The following is a 17,910-nucleotide window of genomic DNA, read 5'->3' on the forward strand; positions in this document are numbered from 1 at the left end:
TCATAAAGAAAAAACGTCCATCAAGTCTGATATACGACGGATTTTCCTTGCAAGGAACACCATTGTCAGGAACTTCCCAGAACTCTGGGTGTACCAGATGCCCCCCTCTGGCGATGGGTTAGTGTAAAAAGTTTATATATTAACATGCTTTAAAAGCCTTGACTTAAAGGGAAATGTCAAAAAAGAAGGTGACACCCCCTGCCTTTCTGTTAAAATATTGTTCGCCAAAACACTTTTCAACGAAAGGAGTAAGTGTCACTATGAACAATATTATAATAGTTTTGGTCTTAGTTTGTTGCATATTTTAACTTCTTAAGGCCTCATTCTTCGTTTGAAAACAGGGTTCCTGTCGTTATCCCTGAATTGGCAAATCTGCCACATATGCCTGCCAGGTGGTGTAAGCTGATTCAACTGGCATAGGAATATATCTTATTTGTCTGGTTTTCAGATATGCGCTGTAATTGATACTATTTAATGCTTTCTTATTTCAGAGATGCTCTACGATTACTTATATTATCTAAAACTAGTCGGTTAAAATAACTTTAATCAATGGACCAGGATCTTTTGCCAATTGTTTAAAGAGTTCAACCCCTTTTTCCATAGGTGCTGTAAGGCTTATCATAGGTTCAACATTAAGTTTACCGCTGCTCAACAGATCCACAACTTCTCCAAATTCCTGGAAGGTATAAATAAAAGTACCAAATACCTTCAGCTCTCTTGTTACAATTTCCTGCATATTGATATTGACCATCCTGGCAGAGTTTCCAATCCATACAGCCGTCCCACCAATTTTTAAGCTGGCCATCGCCTGCTGCACTGTCGAAGTGGCCCCTACTGCCTCAAAAGCAAAATCTGCACCTAATCCGCCAGTTTCAGCCTTAATAATATCGCTGATATTATCTTTAGATGGATTAATTACAAAATCTGCTCCCATTGCCTTGGCGACACTCAGTCTGCTATCACTCAAATCTGAAACAAATACTTTGGCTGGATTGCGCATCTTGACAATCACCAAGACAAGCAGCCCTATCGTTCCTGCACCTACAATCAGAACATTCTTGCCGTTGAGCTCTCCAGCAGTATTTACACCTCTGTAAGCAACTGCCATAGGTTCGATCATGGAACCTGCATTATAGGATACATTGTCAGCAAGCTTAAAAATCAGCTTAGCAGGAACACATATATACTCTGCCATTGCTCCATTGCAGTCCAATACACCCAATGACCTTTTATTGAGGCAAATATGAGTTTTACCTTGCTTACAAAACTCACACTCTCCACAAAAAATAACTGGATATGGTGCAACCCTGTCCCCTACTCTTAATGTGGCAACCCCTTCACCTACTTCCTGAATTACCCCGGAAAACTCATGTCCCATTACCATAGGTGGAATTCTTCTTCCTGTTATGCCCAAAAACCCGTGTACGTCTGAACCACATATTCCCACAGCCTTTATTTTTATCAACACTTCATCTTTACCAGGACGTACATCATCTATATCTTCCCATCTTAGGTCTTCCGGGCCATGGTAAACTAATGCTTTCATAATTATCAGTCTCCTATATCTATATTAATAATCTCTACTTATTTTCTATAGTAATTAGGTGCATATTTTTTAGTTGATGAATATTATTTAACAGGCTCTAAGCCTTTCCGCAACGTCCTTTCCATAATATTCATCAACTAAATTAAATGCACCTATAGTAATTATGCATTATTGTCAGACAAATTTTTTCATATTTTTCTTTTTACTTTCTTACCTCTACTTTAGCAAGTTTTTCATAGAACTGAATAATACCACCGTGGTCGTGTTGTCCTTTACCATCTACTTTTAATGCTTGTAGTATTTCCATTACCTGACTGGTAAGCATAAGCGGTACACCTACTTCTCTCCCTGTTTCGATTGCATTTGCCAGATCTTTTATATGTAAATCAATTCTAAATCCAGGTTTGAAGTTGCCTTTCATTACCATTGGCGCTTTTGCATCTAATACTGTACTTCCGGCAAGTCCTCCCCGGATCGCTTTATAAATCGCTTCCGGGTCTACTCCTGCTTTTGTGCCCAGTACTAAAGCTTCTGACATGGCCGCAATGTTTAATGCTACAATAATCTGGTTTGCAAGCTTTGTAATATTTCCTGCTCCGATTTCACCACAAAGCACTACTGATGCACCCATTTTGCTTAAGATGTCATAACATTTATCAAATACTTCTTTTTTTCCTCCCACCATGATGGATAGTGTTCCATCAATTGCTTTCGGCTCTCCCCCACTTACTGGAGCATCCAGCATTTCCATCCCTTTTTCTGCTAATTTTGCTGCTATTTCTTTAGAGACCATTGGCGCAATGGAGCTCATATCAATTAAGATGCTTCCCGGTTTAGCACCTTCCAGCACACCGTTCTCCCCTAATACTACTGCTTTCACATGAGGAGAATTTGGCAGCATGGTAATAATGTATTCACATTGTCCTGCAACATCCTTTGCGGACCTTCCTTCTTTTGCTCCTGCTGCGGTCACTTCCGCTACTGCTTCTTTATTAATGTCGTATACCACAAGGTCATAACCTGCTTTTAACAAATTTTTTGACATGGGTTTTCCCATAATTCCAAGTCCTATAAACCCTATTTTCATGTTTTTATGCCTCCTTGTTGTGTGTTTTAGAATTGATAACCATCATTTCTTCAAATTATTTGTTAGCTATTTTTTTCACAGCATCTACGATTGCTTTAGAAGTTAAACCGTAATATTCTAACAGCTCATCATAGTTACTTGCCGAGGTTCCGAAGCTGTCTTTTATCCCTACAAATTCTATTGGCAGGTTAGTCTCCATCCTTAGAGCCTCAGCAATAGCACTGCCCAGGCCCCCTATGATACTATGTTCTTCTGCCGTTACTACTGCCTTGCATCCCCTTGCCATCTCTATTACTGCTTGTTGGTCTAACGGCTTTACTGTGCTTACATTGACTACCTTGGCTGATATTCCTTCTTGTTCTAACTGCTCAGCTGCTTCCACTGCCTTGGATACCATCACACCGTTTGCAAATATCACTACGTCTTTCCCATCTTTTATTGGGTATAGCCTGCCTATTTCATATTCTCCTTCTTCACTTGTATAGATAGGCAAGTCATTCCTGTTAATTCTTATGTAGACAGGTCCAGGGTAATTTACCATTGCTTCTACCATTTTTTTGGTTTCTACGGCATCCACCGGTACCAATACCGTCATATTGGGAATTGCCCTCATGATTGCCATATCTTCTATTGCCTGGTGGGTTGAACCGTCACCAAAATCAGAAAGTCCGGAACTTGATCCGCATATCTTCACGTTTAGCTTAGCGATGGAGATGGTTTGTCTTAGTTGGTCATAGGCTCTTCCTGATGCAAATACAGCAAAGGAATTGATAAATGGGATTTTTCCTGTTAGCGCCAGTCCCGCTGCTGTAGAGGCCATATTCTGCTCAGCTATTCCCATTTCAAAATATCTTTCCGGGAATTCTTGCTGAAATAAACAGGACATTGTGGATTTTCCCAAATCTGCTTCCAACACTACTATATTTTTGTTTTCTTTTCCAAGCTCAACTAGCGCTTCCCCATAGGCAATTCTTAGGCTTTTTGTACTCATTTTCCTCACCTCACACCTTTAACTTTTCCAGGTCTTTTTTAGCCGTTTCATATTGTTCCTGAGTCATTGCACCATTATGAAATGCTGCATTGTTTTCCGCAAAGGAGATATATTTTCCTTTGATAGTTTCAGCAATTATCACAGTTGGTTTCCCTTTTACTTCATCTGCTTTGTCTAATGCCTCTATGATTTGTTCAACATTGTGACCGTCTATTTCTATTACGTTCCATCCAAAAGCTTCCCATTTGGGAGCAATAGGGTTTGTGTCGAACCTTTCTTTTATAGGCCCGGTTGCCTGCAGCTTATTTCTATCTACAATGGCTACCAGGTTATCAATCTTAAAGTTTGCAGCTGCCATTGCTGCTTCCCAGATTTGTCCTTCTGCCAGTTCCCCATCCCCTATGATGACATAGACTTTATTCTTTTTGCCATCCAATCTAAGTCCCAGTGCCATTCCATTGGCGATGGACAGGCCCTGACCGAGAGATCCAGTGTTTGCTTCTATCCCTGGTGTTTTTGTCATGTCCGGATGTCCTTGGAGCATGGAACCTAATGTTTTTACTTTCTTCAGCTCATCTTTTGGGAAATGCCCTAATTCCGCTAAAGCGGCATATTGCACCAAGGCTGCGTGCCCTTTACTAAGCAGAAATCTGTCTCTATTCTCATTAGTTGGATTTTTAGGGTCTACTTTCATCTTATGAAAATATAAAGCGGCCACAATATCAGCACAGGAACAGGAACCCCCAAGATGGCCTACCTTCCCCACACCAATCATGTCTACAATATCTTCTCTTAACTGCAAGGCTTTTTTTTCTATTGCTTCTACCAGTTCTTTAGATACCATATACGTCCCTTCTTTCTTTATGATTATAAATTAAGATAACTATATGTGTTGTGCTAGCTTAAATATGATTCCAAGAACTAAGCTACAAAACCTAGAGCCTTTTTGCAACGTTCTTTCCACCATATTTAAGCTAGCCACAATGAGTTAACTATATAAAATAATATTGCTTTGCGGTTTTAGAAGAACGGTTATGTTGTAAATGCGCCAAATTTAGACGATTGACTAGCTCAAGTATCTATTCTTTTTCTTTTATATAATGAATATCATTATATATGAGCTATTAATTGTGTTGCGGATATACAGATTTTCATGACTTTTTTTAATTCCGTGAATTCTACTAGCACAGTAAGTAAACACAGCTATTTGCCCATCATCTGCTAGTATATTAGAAATTCGTTGATATATATTAGCTGATAGTTATATTACAGATATGTTTAAAAACTTTTGATTACATCAAATAATGCTATAAAACTTATCTCTAAAGGCTAATAGTTGTTAGTCTTTAGATGTTATACACTATATGTCAGTTGTAAGTTGTTATACATGTATGCTTACTAAAAATATTTTTACAACCTAATTATACAACCTTACTTATATATTGTCAATAAAAAAATCTTATTATCTTATTATTTTTTGTAATTTTTTATTAATTTTATATAATACATTTTAATATCCCAGTAAAAGCCAGCAGTATGAAATCAACTTAACTGTTTGATGTATTATTTTTATTTTTCTTTTGTAACATATTTTCCATAGTTGTTAATACGTGTTCTTCCATTATTTGTCTAGCTTTAGCCCTATCTTTTGTCTTTAATGCTTCAATTATCTTTTCATGATAATACAAACCAATATCAGATCCTAAAGTTTTTACTATATCTTTCATGGAAATACTTAGAATATCTTTAATAATATAATTTACTTGTATGATTAACGAGTTTTTAGTAATTTCAGCTAAAGTCTTATGAAAGTTTAAATCTTCAGCAGCAAATTCTTCAGGATCATTTTTATATTCATGCATTTTTTCTAAAATCTTTTCAAGCTTATCTATATCTTCTTTAGTTGCTTTTACAGCTGCTAAGCCAGCCGTTTCAACTTCAATGACCTGCCTAAACTCTAATACTTCCATTGTAGCAGCATCACCAAGAAAAACTAAAGGTATTAAAGAGTTCATATATATACCCGGAGACAATTCTTTTACATAAGAGCCTTCTCCAGGACGTGTTTCCAGCAATCCTAGAGTTGTTAATTTTTGTAAAGCCTGTCTAACTGTAATCCGGCTTACATTTAATTGTTGAGCAAGTTCATTCTCAGATGGAATTTTAATTCCAGGTTTCCATTCCCCCGTAATAATCTGATCTCTTAGTTGTTCAAAAACTTTGTTACTAATATTAGTACGCTTAATTGGTTTTATTCCCATAAACCATCACCCACCCTCCGGCTTTATTGTTAATTTTTTAACTTTTTAAGTTCCAGCATATAAGGATAATATCACCTACGGTATGTTGTTATACAGGTAGTCTAGCACAAAATTTAGCATTTTTCAACCTTTACACATTTTTTTGCTATTACATATTCTAAGACAATTTCCCTATTGTCACCAAATTCCTAATTGAGAATATAATATACTAAGTGGAAGGAGGTGACTCAGAATGAGAAAAGTAAAATTATTATTACTTCCTATCTTAATTTTCAGTTTTATTGCTCTAAACTTTAACGGATGCACTAAGAAAGCTTTAACCAAAGTAAGAGTTAATGAAGTTACTCACTCTATCTTCTATGCACCCCAATATGTTGCCATCAGCCAGGGATTCTTCAAGGAAGAGGGATTGGAAATTGAACTTACCAATGGCGGCGGTGCTGACAAAGTTATGACCGCATTGCTGTCAGGACAGTGCGACATTGGTTTTATGGGTCCGGAGGCAACATTATATGTTTACAACCAGGGTAAAGAAGACCATCCTGTTAACTTTTCCCAGTTAACAAAGAGGGATGGTTCTTTCTTACTAGCAAGAAAACCTGATCCTAACTTTACCTGGGATAAGGTAAAAGACAAACATATTATTGCAGGCAGAAAAGGCGGCATGCCTGAGATGACTCTGGAATACGTCATCCGTAAACACGGCATGATACCTAACAAGGATGTAAAATGCGACACAACTGTTCAATTTAACCTGATGGCTGGTGCATTTACCGGTGGGACCGGGGACTATGTTGCACTGTTTGAACCTACAGCTAGCATGTTAGAAAAGGAAGGCAAAGGTTATATCGTAGCATCTATTGGTAAAGACAGTGGTGAACTGCCTTATACAGTTTACTCTGCAAAGAAAAGTTACATAAAGAAAAACAAAGACATCATTCAGAAATTTACCAATGCTATATATAAAGGTCAACTATGGGTTGAAAAGCACTCCTATGAAGAAATTGCAAAATCTATCAAACCTTTCTTCCCGGATGCAAAGGATGATTTATTAGTAACAGTTGTAAAGAGATATAAAGACCAGGATACATGGGCAAAAGATCCAATATTAAAACCGGAAGCTCTTGACCTGCTCCAAAAAATCATTTCAGAAGCTGGAGAGCTTGATAAGAAAGTTCCTTATAATAAGGTTGTAACAACTGAATTCGCTGAAAAAGCTATAAAGAAAGTTAAATAATTATTTAGAAAACTACGTGGAAATTTAAAACCTCCATGTAGTTTTTTAATATTTGTTAACATTTTTTTAATTATTTTTTACTATTTAAAATTTTTTATCCTTTCAAACCTATGTATAATCAACATTCTAGGTTTTTTCCATATTTTTGGTATTTAATATTTTTGTAATATTTAGTATTATATATTACATACGGAAGTGTTAACATAATAATAAATACAGTTCCAGAAATTTGAAAGGGGATTCATATGACTCATTATAAAAAATATTTTAGTAAAAAATATCTTATTCCTGTTGTAATATCCGGTCTTTTGATATCATCGGGATACATAGTATCAACCCAGGCAGTTAATCTAGCTGAAAACAATAAGCCACATAGTGTTGTAAAAAAAATGCAACCTGAAACTAAGCAAACAGAAGATTTAAGCATTGAATCAACTGAAAATTTTAGCATAGCTTCCGCAGAGCCTGTAAATATTCCACAAGAAGACCAGCAGCAAGCGGATAAACAACCTGAAACTACCGATGTTTCTACAGTTGTTAAACAATCTGAAATTCCAGAAACTGCTGCCGTACAAAAAAAAATTGTATCAAGAAATTCTTCTACTAGCAGCAATGCTGCATTGCCATGGTTTGGACAAGCTGAGAAGATTTTCTCAATCGGGTCTGTTGCAAAAGTAACAGATGTAGCAACCGGACTTAATTTCAAAGTTAAGAGGACCTATGGCTATAACCATGCTGATGTGGAAACACTTACCCTCGAAGATACAAAGATATTGAAACAAATTTACGGAGGCAGCTGGAGCTGGGAACGAAGAGCCGTTATTGTTGAAATTAATGGGCAGAAAATCGCAGCCTCTATGGCAGGGATGCCTCACGCAGGCCGGGATGACCAACCTGCAAATGTAAATGTTAGTAATAGAAGTGTTGGTTACGGATATGGTGTTAATCTGGATGCCATAAAAGGAAATGGTATGGATGGCCATTTTGATATACACTTTTTAGGAAGTAAAACTCACGGGTCCAATAAAGTTGACTCACAGCATCAGGCAAAAGTAAGAGAAGCTGCAAAGGCGATAAGATAGAGATAAAGTAGAGATAAAGATTCGGATAAATTTATTCGAATCTTTATCTCTATCTACGCTTGCGCATCACTTGCTTTAATATTTGCATTTACCATTTCATATATATCTTTTAAAGGTAAATGTGCTATCTGCGCAAGCTTTTTGCAATCCTCATATTCTGGAGCATATTTCTCTATATCTCCCAGACTGGATACTTTCACTCTTGCCAGACCATAAGGAGTATTCACAGTAATGATTTTTCTGTCCATACATATCCTTTCAGTTTTATATTTTCGTATCCCTATGGTTGAGGTTTCACTTAAAATAATATGCTCAATGGCTCCAAGTTTTTCCTGCGAACATATTACTGTTAATTTTACTGCAGGGCGGTTCTTCTTCATATATATGGGCGTATAGAATACATCCAATGCACCAGCGCTAAAAAGTTTCTCCATTACATACCCGGCAACCTCACCGGTCATGTCGTCAATGTTACTTTCCATTACGATTACTTCATCATTAGGAGTTATTTTTTTTTTGACCTCTCCGAGGGTTACTCGTAAGAGGTTTGGAATTTCCATATTGCGCTTGCCTGCGCCATAGCCTACTTTTTCTACAACCATCTCTGGCATATTGCCAAATTCTTCAGCCAAAGTAGCAATAATTGCAGCCCCGGTAGGTGTGACCAGCTCGTTTTTAATGCCTGTTGAATAAAATGGCACTGATGCTTCACGCAGAATTTCCAGCACTGCAGGGGCTGGAATAGGTATTAAACCGTGCTGGCATTTGACAAAACCTGTCCCATCATGCAAGGGTGAGCTGATCACTTTATCTACTTTTAACATATTCATGCAAATCGCTACACCAACTATGTCCACTATCGAATCCAGTGCACCTACTTCATGAAAATGGATATTTTCTATAGTGGTACCATGTATTTTTGCTTCAGCCTGCGCCACCTTCATAAACATTGCTTTACTTATTTTTTTTACATTTTCATCCAGAGCACTCTCATCTATTATTTTTTCAATATCATGCAGGTTTCTGTGCTCATGCTTATGATTGTGTGCATCAAGCCTTATATCAACATTCATCCCTTCTATCCCATTCTTTTTTGCTCTAGAAATATCAATTGTAAAACCGCTTACGTTTAATTTATTTAATTCATTTAAAAGCACATCCTTGTCTACCCCTAAGTCAAGCAATGCACCTAATGTCATATCGCCGCTGATACCGGCGAAACAGTCAAAATATAGTACCTTCATCTCATATCCTCCATTGTTATAGTGTGGAGTGGGGAGTGGGGAGTGATTAGTGGGGAGATAAATCCCTCTAATTCATCCTAATCCCAACAAATTTAAACACATTTCATTTAACAGTTATATAAATTATTATAAGCTTTATCATAGAATCACGAGATTCTTCACTATCCAATCCTCACTCCCCACTAATTTTGTTAATCATACTCGCCAAATAGGCTGCCCCAAATCCATTATCTATATTCACTACACCTACCCCGCTTGCACAGCTGTTAAGCATACATAAAAGCGCTGATAGGCCTCCAAAGTTGGCACCATAGCCTACACTGGTAGGTACGGCAATCACCGGCTTGTCCACCAAGCCCCCAACTACGCTGGCCAAGGCCCCTTCCATTCCTGCAACTACGATGAGTACATTGGCCTGCATGAGCACATCGGTTTTTGAAAGCAAACGGTGAATCCCTGCTACACCAACATCATAGAGACGTTCAACCGTATTCCCCAGGGTTTCGGCTGTCACTGCCGCTTCTTCCGCCACCGGGATATCCGCAGTACCTCCGGTTACTACCAATATCTTTTTCTTAGTCTTTGGTATATCTCTTTTCTTAACAACTACTGTCCTGGCAAGTTCGTAGTATTCTACATCTTCCGTAACCTCTTTAATTGCCTCATACACTTCTCTGCTCGCCCTGCTGGCAAGAATGTTGTTGTCTTTGTGTTCTATCATATGTTTTACAATCCCTTTTATATGTTCCAAAGACTTACCTGGACAGTAGATCACTTCAGGATAGCCGTTTCTTATCGCTCTATGATGGTCTACCTTGGCATATCCTAAATCTTCATAAGGAAGTGTCCTTAGCCTTTCCAATGCAGTGTCTATATCAGTTTCTCCATTTTTTACATTTTCCAGGAGCAAACGCAGCCTTTCCATATCCATAAAACTCACACCCTTTAAATTTTCTTTTCCTCTTCTGTTAATACTTCATTCATACTACCTGTCCTGTATCCTTCAAGATCCAGTGCGACGTAGGTAAACCCTATTGCTTTGAATTCTTTTACTATATCATTAAGGAATTTTTCATTGAAGAATCTCTGCCTATCCTCAGGTAATACTTCTATCCTGGCAATATCACCGTGGTGTCTTACACGGAATTGTTTAAACCCTAAATCCATCAGGTATTCTTCTCCTCGTTCTATCATAGCTAGCTTTTCACGGGTAATCCTTATCCCGTAGGGAATTCTTGAAGCAAGGCAGGCAAAGGAGGGCCTGTCCCATGTCGGGAGATTCATCTGCCTGGATAGTTCCCTGATCTCCTGTTTCGTAAGCTGGGCAAATTTTAATGGGCTTATCACTTGTAATTCCTTAATAGCTTTCATTCCAGGACGGAAGTCATTGCTATCATCTGCATTGGAGCCGTCTGCCACATAATTAATTCCATTTTGCACAGCAATCTCTTTAATTTTTGTAAATATTGCATGTTTGCAAAAATAGCATCTATCCTTTGTGTTTTCTACAAATTCTTTTACACTGTATTCATCTGCATCAATGATGATGTGTTTGACACCTAATCCTGCAGCAAATTGTTTAGCTTCATCATATTCCCTTTTTGTGTACATTGAAGACCGAACGGTTACAGCCATGGCTTTATCTTCCAATACTTCATGGGCTGCTGCCAATAAAAAAGTACTGTCAACTCCACCGGAAAAAGCTATACATAAGCTTCCAAGATTCTTTATGTATTGTTTTAAATGATTATATTTTCTTTGTAAATCCAACGCTATCTTCCTTTTTTATAATAATAATTTTTATAATAATAAATATATTTACCATGGTTATATAAGAAATAATCAAAATCTGTAGGATATTATATGCCTATATAAATTATAAACGATTTTATTTGTTTTGCATATAAGAATTGGTTATTATTTTATGTTTCTTTTAGCACACATATTTGTCTCCGTAATCAAAAGGCAGACCTTGGGTCTGCCTTTTGATCGTACTCTATATCACACTTTTTAGTAGTTCATCATCAGTTTTCTTTAGCAATTCCAGATTTTTTGTAATCAGCTCATTACGCTGGGCTACACATGCATAGGAGCGCAGCGGATCTTCCGGAGTATTGGTGACATAGTCAAGCAATTTATCAATTGTAGTAGTCGCCACGTGAATTCGGGTATCGGATGATGCATAGTAAATATATACATCTCCATTTTCTCTGGCAATAGCCCCGTTGCAGAACACCACATTGGATACGTCTCCAATACGTTCTTCTCCCTCCGGAGCAATGAAATACCCCCCGGGCCGGTGAATAACCTTTTCCGGCTGGTCCAGCTTGGATAAAAAGGCATACAACACATAACGCAATCCGGCAGCAGTGTTTCTTACCCCATGGGCAATATGCAGCCAGCCTTTCTCTGTCTTGATTGGTGCCGGACCCTGGCCATTCTTTACTTCCTTGACAGTATGATACTGCCTGTCATCTACAATGATTTCTTCATCAATCACGGCATGTTCAATGCTGTTGCTGAGTCCCCAGCCGATTCCTCCGCCGGAGCCCGCATCTATGAATCCGTCTTGAGGACGGGTGTAAAAAGCATATTTCCCGTTTACAAATTCGGGGTGCAGTACAACATTACGCTGCTGCGGGGATTTTGTTTTTATATCGTCAAGTCTTTCCCAGGTTTTAAGATCTTTCGTCCTGGCAATTCCACACTGGGCTACAGCACTGGAAGTGTCAGTTTTGGGAGCATCGGGGTCTTTTCTCTCGGTGCAGAACAAACCATAAATCCATCCATCTTCGTGTTTTACCACTCTCATATCATAAACATTAATATCGGGGTCATCTGTTTCGGGCATTACAATAGGATAATCCCAGAATTTAAAATTATCAATACCGTTATCACTTTCAGCTACAGCAAAGAAAGATTTTCGGTCTGTCCCTTCTACTCTGGCAACAAGATAAAACTTACCGTCTATTTCAATGGCTCCGGGATTGAAAACACAATTAATACCCAAACGTTCCATCAGGTAAGGGTTTGTATGGTAATCAAGGTCATAACGCCAAAATAATGGAGTATGTTCTGCAGTAAGCACAGGATACTTATACCTGTCAAAAATTCCGTTTCCACCCTCAACTTTTACATTTTTTCTTTCTACAAGTTCTTTATGCTTTTTTACCAGCAAACTTAATCTTTCATTGAAAAATTCTTTACTCATTAGAATACCACCCTTTATCTTAATTATTTTTTAATGTATGCTGCTTCAAGCTTTCCAAACGTACAATGGTCTCAAAGCAAGCCCTGCTGTTATGATAAGGACACTTCCACGGACCTACCTTTTCTCTATCTTTAAGTACCTTCCCTTCGCGGGTTACTCCCCAGAACCACTCTCCATGTTCTTTATCAATAATATATTGTTCAATAAACTGCCAGCAACGATAGGAAGCATCAAAAAAGTACTCTTTTCCGGTTAGCTGGTAGGCATTAAGAAACCCCACCACTGCTTCTGCTTGAGGCCACCAATCTTTATTTGAATCGGTTAATCCCTGGGCATTTGCTTCATTTAATATGGCTCCGTCAGCATCAATCCCTTCTTCATAGGTAACCTGCGCCATTTTTACAGCGGCCTTCTTTGCTTTTTCAATAATTTGTCTATCCCCCAACACTTCAGCTGCTTCAAGCAGAAGCCAGCTTCCTTCGATATCATGGCCGTAGGAAACATGGTCACTTTTTACATTCCAGTACTCATCGAAAAAAAGTTTAAAATGATATGTGTTTGAGTCAATGATATGCTCAATTGTAACTTCAATAAGTTCTTTCAGCTTTCCTCTCAATACATTGTCATTCCACACCCTCAGCAAATTTGTGTAAGCTTCCAAAACGTGCAGATGGGTATTCATGGACTTTTTCTCGTTTAAATCCTTGCTGCTCAGCCGTAAATCTTCTGCGATTACCCATTCCCGTGTACAAGCTTCAAAATATCCTTTATTTTCTCTATCATAACCATATTGTTCTACTGCTCTGAAAATCTCTACTGCACGTTCTAAACTTTCCTTCTCTCCGGTCGCCCTGTAATATTCCGACAAGGCATACATCACAAAAGCCTGGGCATATATTTGCTTCTTGGTATTAGTGGAATTTCCTTTAAAATCCACCATCCAGTAAACTCCTGAAAATTCATTGTCCCAAAAATGCTTAATAATGTATTCATATGCCCGCTTTGCCATGTCAAGATAACTCTTGTCCCCTAATATCCTGTAGGCCGCAGCATAAGTCCATAAGATGCGGGAATTTAGGATTACTCCTTTATCAGCTTTTTCATCAACTGTCAAGTCATTGGACACGTATCCATAGAAACCTCCATTCTTTTCATCAACCACCTTGTTGGTCCAAAAAGGCAATATATTGGTTGTCAATTCATTTTTAACCTTTGATTGGAATGTACATATCTGACTTGTCATTATTGAATCCACCTCTATCTGTAATACTGCACGGTCAAATTTTTAGTACTTTTATTCCATCTCCCTATATAGAGGAATAAAAATGACGGATTACTTTTTCAGCTGGCTTACCGAATACACCGTATCCATTATCTTTTGACGCATCTTTTTCATCATACAAAAGAGCAGACCAATCCCACAAACCAAAACCTCTTACCCACTTTTTCTCCATTGTTTTTTCAAACATAACCCTATAGTATTTTTCCTGTTCTTCCAAATTAACTTCTCCCACAAGCTCCCAATTATTAGGAATCAATGAAGAACCCGTACGACTTGGACATCCTGCCTCTGCAAAAAAGAAAGGTTTATTGTATTTCATGACTACTTTTTCTATCCTTTCAAGCTGGTTTTCCCAGTCATTTATAGGATAATATCCACTTGAGGATATGACATCCACAGCATCCCACCAGGTAACATGATCTTCCTGATATTTATCGGTATTATACGAAATACACCCATGATAGATTTTTCTTACTTCTTGAATAAGCTGTCTCCATTCTTGCTCCCGGCGCTGTGCCTGAACCATCTCACATCCGACGATGAACATTTCGCAATTGGTGCGTTGCGCAATTTCAGCATAGTGGCACTGGTAATTTGTATAACTTTCAAACCATTCACTCCATTTTGGTTCACATGGTACGTCCACGTCAAAAAAATTAATATGCGCTCTCCATGTTCCATTCCTGACATTGACCAAAGGTTTTAAAATAACCTTCAAACCCAATGTCCTGGCATAATCAATCATATGCATCAATTCTTCATCACTTACAATGTGAGGACCTGTATAATCTATCTCAACAGATTGCGCTGTATCTTGAAGTGCTGCAAGGCAGATGATCACATGATTGATATTGGTCCTTTCTTTGAGCAGCTTAAGGGATTCCTTTGCTCTGGAATTTAAAAAATCACCTTTCTTACTTAAAAAACCGAATGTAAAACCTTTAATATATTCCATCCTTCTCCTCCGAATACCATTATAATATAAAATATTCTATACCATGGGCACAAAACCCATGGTACTTACCTTTTCGCCTGTTAGTCAGATGATTCCCAATTCCTGGTCCTCTCCTACCGTTTCATGATTGTCAATAATATAATTCACTATTTCATCTACTGTTGTATAAGCAACTCCTACATAGGTATCTGCTGCCCCATAATAAATTGCAATCCTTCCCGTATCAGCATCCTGCAGGGTAGCACACGGAAAGATTACATTGTCCACAAATCCTCTTTCCTCATACCATTCTTCAGGTGTCAGCACAAAGTTTTCACACCGGTATTTGACTTTTGAAGGCTGGACAATATCTAAAATGGCCGCTCCCATACTATATACATAACCATTGCACGTTTGAGTAACACCATGGTAAAACATCAACCATCCTTCCGTTGTTTCAATGGGTGCAGGTCCTCCACCTATCTTTAATGACTGCCACCAGCCTTTTCCACCTTTGCTCATCACGTGCCTGTGATTTCCCCAGTATTTCAAATCCGGACTGTCGCTAACGAAAATGTCGCCAAAAGGAGTATGCCCACTATCACTGGGACGGGACAACAGTACAAACTTATTGTCAATTTTTCTTGGAAACAATACACCATTCCTATTAAACGGTAAAAACGGATTTGGAAGCCGGATGAATTTTTTGAAATCCTTTGTTTTGGCTAATCCTAATGCGGCACCATAAAAATCTGTACACCAGATAATATAATAAGTATCTTCTACTTTTACCACACGAGGATCATAGGCATAACGCGGCTGATAAGGCCTTCCTTCCTCGTCCGTAAACACAATGCATTTTTCGTCAATAGACCAGTTTAGCCCGTCATCACTCCATCCTAAATGCAAATGCGGACGCCCATTGATTGTTTCTGCCCTGAAAACGCCTGCAAATTTCCCTTCATAAGGTACAACCGCACTATTAAAAATACGCGTAATTCCTTTTACTAAATTACGGTTTATAATAGGATTTTCTGTATGTCTCCATACGGGTCCATAATATCCTTCAGGTTTATCTTGCCACGGAATATTTGGCAAACTTTGCCCAATAATTTTGACTTTTATCATTCCGGTTACTCCTTTACATCACAAATTTTTAATATTATGTCTTATATAAATTGTACTAAATGCTTTACACTAGCGTGAACAGAATCATTTGTTCCATATTTTTTCACTTACTTGACAGAACCTTGCACAAATCCATTATAGAAATACTTTTGTAACGATAAAAATGCAATTAAAGTAGGAAAAATTGCAAGAATAACACCGGCACAAATAACCTCCCATTGAGAACCATAAGGACCTTTAAACTTGAAAAGAGCCGTCGATATTACGTGCAACTCACTTTTAGGCATATATAGGAATGGGGTGTAAAAATCGTTATAGATCCCTATTCCCTTTATGATTAAAACAATAGCAATCGCCGGCTTCATCAATGGGAATATAATCCGGCTGAAGATTGTAAGATAAGAAGCCCCGTCCAACATGGCAGACTCATCCAGTGACACAGGAATTGCTGACAAAAACTGTATAAAAATATATACGGCAATAATATCAGTACCCAAATAAAGTAGTATGGCTGCTGCCCTGGTATTAAACAATCCCAAGGTGTTAATAATTTTAAAGGTAGCTACCTGCGTTGTAACTCCTGGTATCAAAGTGGCAAATAAAAAACTTGTAAATATTAATTTTTTGCCCATAAATTCAAAGCGATTCAGGATATACGCTACCATTGTTCCCAATAATATTGTCCCGGTAATGGATACAGCCAAGATAAATAAAGTATTTAAAAAACCACGCAGCATGTTTCCTTCAAGAAAAGCACGTTGATAATTCACAAAATTCAACCAATTCTGAGGAGGCGTTAAAGGACTAGTAGAAGCATATTCTTCCGGTGTCTTAAACGAAGCAAATAATACCACTACCAGCGGCAGCAGTGCGACAAAAGAACCTAAAACTAAGGATAAATACTTTATAATATCAAAAAAAGAATATTTCACTTTATGCATTCCTTTTACACCTCCTTCTCACTAAAAATTCGCCTTTGTATCAATGTTACCGCAATGACAATTGACAGTAATACGATACCCATGGCCGATGCCATCCCGAATTTCTGAAACTTAAACGCAGTATCCACCGTTTGTATTACAAAAGTTTTGCTGCCATTGGACCCGCCGGTCATAATATAAGGTATTTCAAATGCACTAATAGAGCCGCTGATGGATAAAATAAGGTTCAGTTCAATAATTCTCCTGATACTGGGAAATATAATATACCAGAATTGATGCCACCTGTTTGCACCGTCAAGCTCGGCAGCCTCATAAAGATCTCCCGAAACCGATTGAATAGAGCCTAAAAACAGGATAAAATTAAACCCCATATATCTCCATACAGATGTTCCTGCAAGAGAAAAATTGATTATTTGGGGATTCCCCAGCCAAAGTTGTATTCTGTCACCCAACCCCAATATTCTTAATAACGTATCTAATGTTCCGTCCGGTCTGAAAAAGTATAAAAATATAAAAGCAATCGCAACACCATTCAACAAATAGGGAAAAAACAGGACTCCTTTAAAAAATTCCTTCCCTTTTAATTTAAAGCTCAGGACAGAAGCAAAATACAACGCTAGTGCAATCTGAACCAATGAAGCACCAAAATAATACAAACTAACTTTAAAAACCGAAAAATACTCCGGCCTGGTAAATAAATCTATATAATTCTTCAGTCCTACATACGCCATATTTTTACTATAGCCGTTCCAGTCATGGAAACTATATATAAACATCCACACCAAAGGCAGGTAGGAAAATACCGCCAATAATAGCAATGGTACTGCCAGGAAGGCTGTAATGAGAATTTTCTTCTGCGTCTTATAATTTAACCGTGAAAACACGAACATCCCCCCAATCTAGTAAAACAGCACGACATACACAGCACTTCACATTTAAAATAAGGGAAAGAAATTTGATACTTTC

General features: G+C 38.0%; 17 protein-coding genes. 2 read left to right on the top strand and 15 right to left on the bottom strand.

What is annotated here, in order from left to right; genetic code table 11:
• From CIB29_RS19660 to CIB29_RS13425, 6 genes are all read right to left on the bottom strand, one after another.
• Positions 1 to 99 (bottom strand): hypothetical protein, encoded by a 99-nt coding sequence (locus CIB29_RS19660; RefSeq protein ID WP_157910322.1) that lies wholly within the window; start codon positions 97 to 99, stop codon positions 1 to 3.
• 424 nt (positions 100 to 523) lie between these two features.
• On the bottom strand, positions 524 to 1,546 hold the full coding sequence (locus tag CIB29_RS13405; protein WP_094550476.1) for a zinc-dependent alcohol dehydrogenase: 1,023 nt from the start codon (positions 1,544 to 1,546) through the stop codon (positions 524 to 526).
• Positions 1,547 to 1,748: 202 nt separating this feature from the next.
• Entirely contained in the window at positions 1,749 to 2,666 is a 918-nt protein-coding gene (garR, locus tag CIB29_RS13410; RefSeq protein ID WP_278335866.1) for a 2-hydroxy-3-oxopropionate reductase, read from the bottom strand.
• 22 nt (positions 2,667 to 2,688) lie between these two features.
• A complete protein-coding gene (locus CIB29_RS13415; RefSeq protein ID WP_094550480.1) occupies positions 2,689 to 3,624 on the bottom strand; it encodes a transketolase family protein in 936 nt (311 codons plus the stop codon).
• A 10-nt stretch (positions 3,625 to 3,634) separates the two neighbouring features.
• A complete protein-coding gene (locus CIB29_RS13420) occupies positions 3,635 to 4,468 on the bottom strand; it encodes a transketolase (protein WP_094550482.1) in 834 nt (277 codons plus the stop codon).
• 703 nt (positions 4,469 to 5,171) lie between these two features.
• Complete coding sequence (locus tag CIB29_RS13425; RefSeq protein WP_094550484.1) at positions 5,172 to 5,885, bottom strand: FadR/GntR family transcriptional regulator; 714 nt, start codon at positions 5,883 to 5,885, stop codon at positions 5,172 to 5,174.
• 232 nt (positions 5,886 to 6,117) lie between these two features.
• On the opposite strand from CIB29_RS13425, the gene CIB29_RS13430 reads away from it, so the two are divergent.
• Both CIB29_RS13430 and CIB29_RS13435 read left to right on the top strand, forming a co-directional pair.
• Positions 6,118 to 7,122: an ABC transporter substrate-binding protein gene (locus CIB29_RS13430; protein ID WP_094550486.1), complete on the top strand. Its 1,005-nt coding sequence runs from the start codon at positions 6,118 to 6,120 to the stop codon at positions 7,120 to 7,122.
• A 245-nt stretch (positions 7,123 to 7,367) separates the two neighbouring features.
• Complete coding sequence (locus tag CIB29_RS13435) at positions 7,368 to 8,204, top strand: hypothetical protein (protein ID WP_094550488.1); 837 nt, start codon at positions 7,368 to 7,370, stop codon at positions 8,202 to 8,204.
• A gap of 53 nt (positions 8,205 to 8,257) precedes the next feature.
• Here the strand turns inward: CIB29_RS13435 and larC are convergent, their stop codons facing one another.
• The 9 genes from larC to CIB29_RS13480 all read right to left on the bottom strand — a co-directional run bounded on the left by larC (position 8,258) and on the right by CIB29_RS13480 (position 17,834).
• Positions 8,258 to 9,448 carry a nickel pincer cofactor biosynthesis protein LarC gene (gene larC / locus CIB29_RS13440; protein WP_094550490.1) on the bottom strand — a complete coding sequence of 397 codons (1,191 nt, stop codon included), beginning with the start codon at positions 9,446 to 9,448 and terminating at the stop codon, positions 8,258 to 8,260.
• A 172-nt stretch (positions 9,449 to 9,620) separates the two neighbouring features.
• Positions 9,621 to 10,379 carry a nickel pincer cofactor biosynthesis protein LarB gene (gene larB, locus CIB29_RS13445; protein ID WP_094550492.1) on the bottom strand — a complete coding sequence of 253 codons (759 nt, stop codon included), beginning with the start codon at positions 10,377 to 10,379 and terminating at the stop codon, positions 9,621 to 9,623.
• 14 nt (positions 10,380 to 10,393) lie between these two features.
• Positions 10,394 to 11,218 carry an ATP-dependent sacrificial sulfur transferase LarE gene (gene larE, locus CIB29_RS13450; RefSeq protein ID WP_094550494.1) on the bottom strand — a complete coding sequence of 275 codons (825 nt, stop codon included), beginning with the start codon at positions 11,216 to 11,218 and terminating at the stop codon, positions 10,394 to 10,396.
• Between the two features lie 226 nt (positions 11,219 to 11,444).
• On the bottom strand, positions 11,445 to 12,659 hold the full coding sequence (locus CIB29_RS13455; RefSeq protein ID WP_094550496.1) for a glycoside hydrolase family 130 protein: 1,215 nt from the start codon (positions 12,657 to 12,659) through the stop codon (positions 11,445 to 11,447).
• 19 nt (positions 12,660 to 12,678) lie between these two features.
• The gene (locus CIB29_RS13460; RefSeq protein ID WP_094550498.1) at positions 12,679 to 13,902 is read right to left on the bottom strand and encodes an AGE family epimerase/isomerase; all 1,224 of its coding nucleotides are present in this window, start codon (positions 13,900 to 13,902) and stop codon (positions 12,679 to 12,681) included.
• Between the two features lie 64 nt (positions 13,903 to 13,966).
• Positions 13,967 to 14,896 (bottom strand): glycoside hydrolase family 113, encoded by a 930-nt coding sequence (locus tag CIB29_RS13465; RefSeq protein WP_094550500.1) that lies wholly within the window; start codon positions 14,894 to 14,896, stop codon positions 13,967 to 13,969.
• A gap of 84 nt (positions 14,897 to 14,980) precedes the next feature.
• Complete coding sequence (locus CIB29_RS13470; RefSeq protein ID WP_094550502.1) at positions 14,981 to 16,003, bottom strand: glycoside hydrolase family 130 protein; 1,023 nt, start codon at positions 16,001 to 16,003, stop codon at positions 14,981 to 14,983.
• A 107-nt stretch (positions 16,004 to 16,110) separates the two neighbouring features.
• Positions 16,111 to 16,944 carry a carbohydrate ABC transporter permease gene (locus CIB29_RS13475; protein WP_094550504.1) on the bottom strand — a complete coding sequence of 278 codons (834 nt, stop codon included), beginning with the start codon at positions 16,942 to 16,944 and terminating at the stop codon, positions 16,111 to 16,113.
• Positions 16,945 to 16,949: 5 nt separating this feature from the next.
• Positions 16,950 to 17,834, bottom strand: coding sequence for a carbohydrate ABC transporter permease (locus CIB29_RS13480; protein WP_094550506.1), 885 nt, complete (start codon positions 17,832 to 17,834; stop codon positions 16,950 to 16,952).
• Positions 17,835 to 17,910 lie beyond the last annotated feature (76 nt).

The organism is Petroclostridium xylanilyticum, assembly GCF_002252565.1.
GTDB lineage: Bacteria > Bacillota > Clostridia > SK-Y3 > SK-Y3 > Petroclostridium > Petroclostridium xylanilyticum.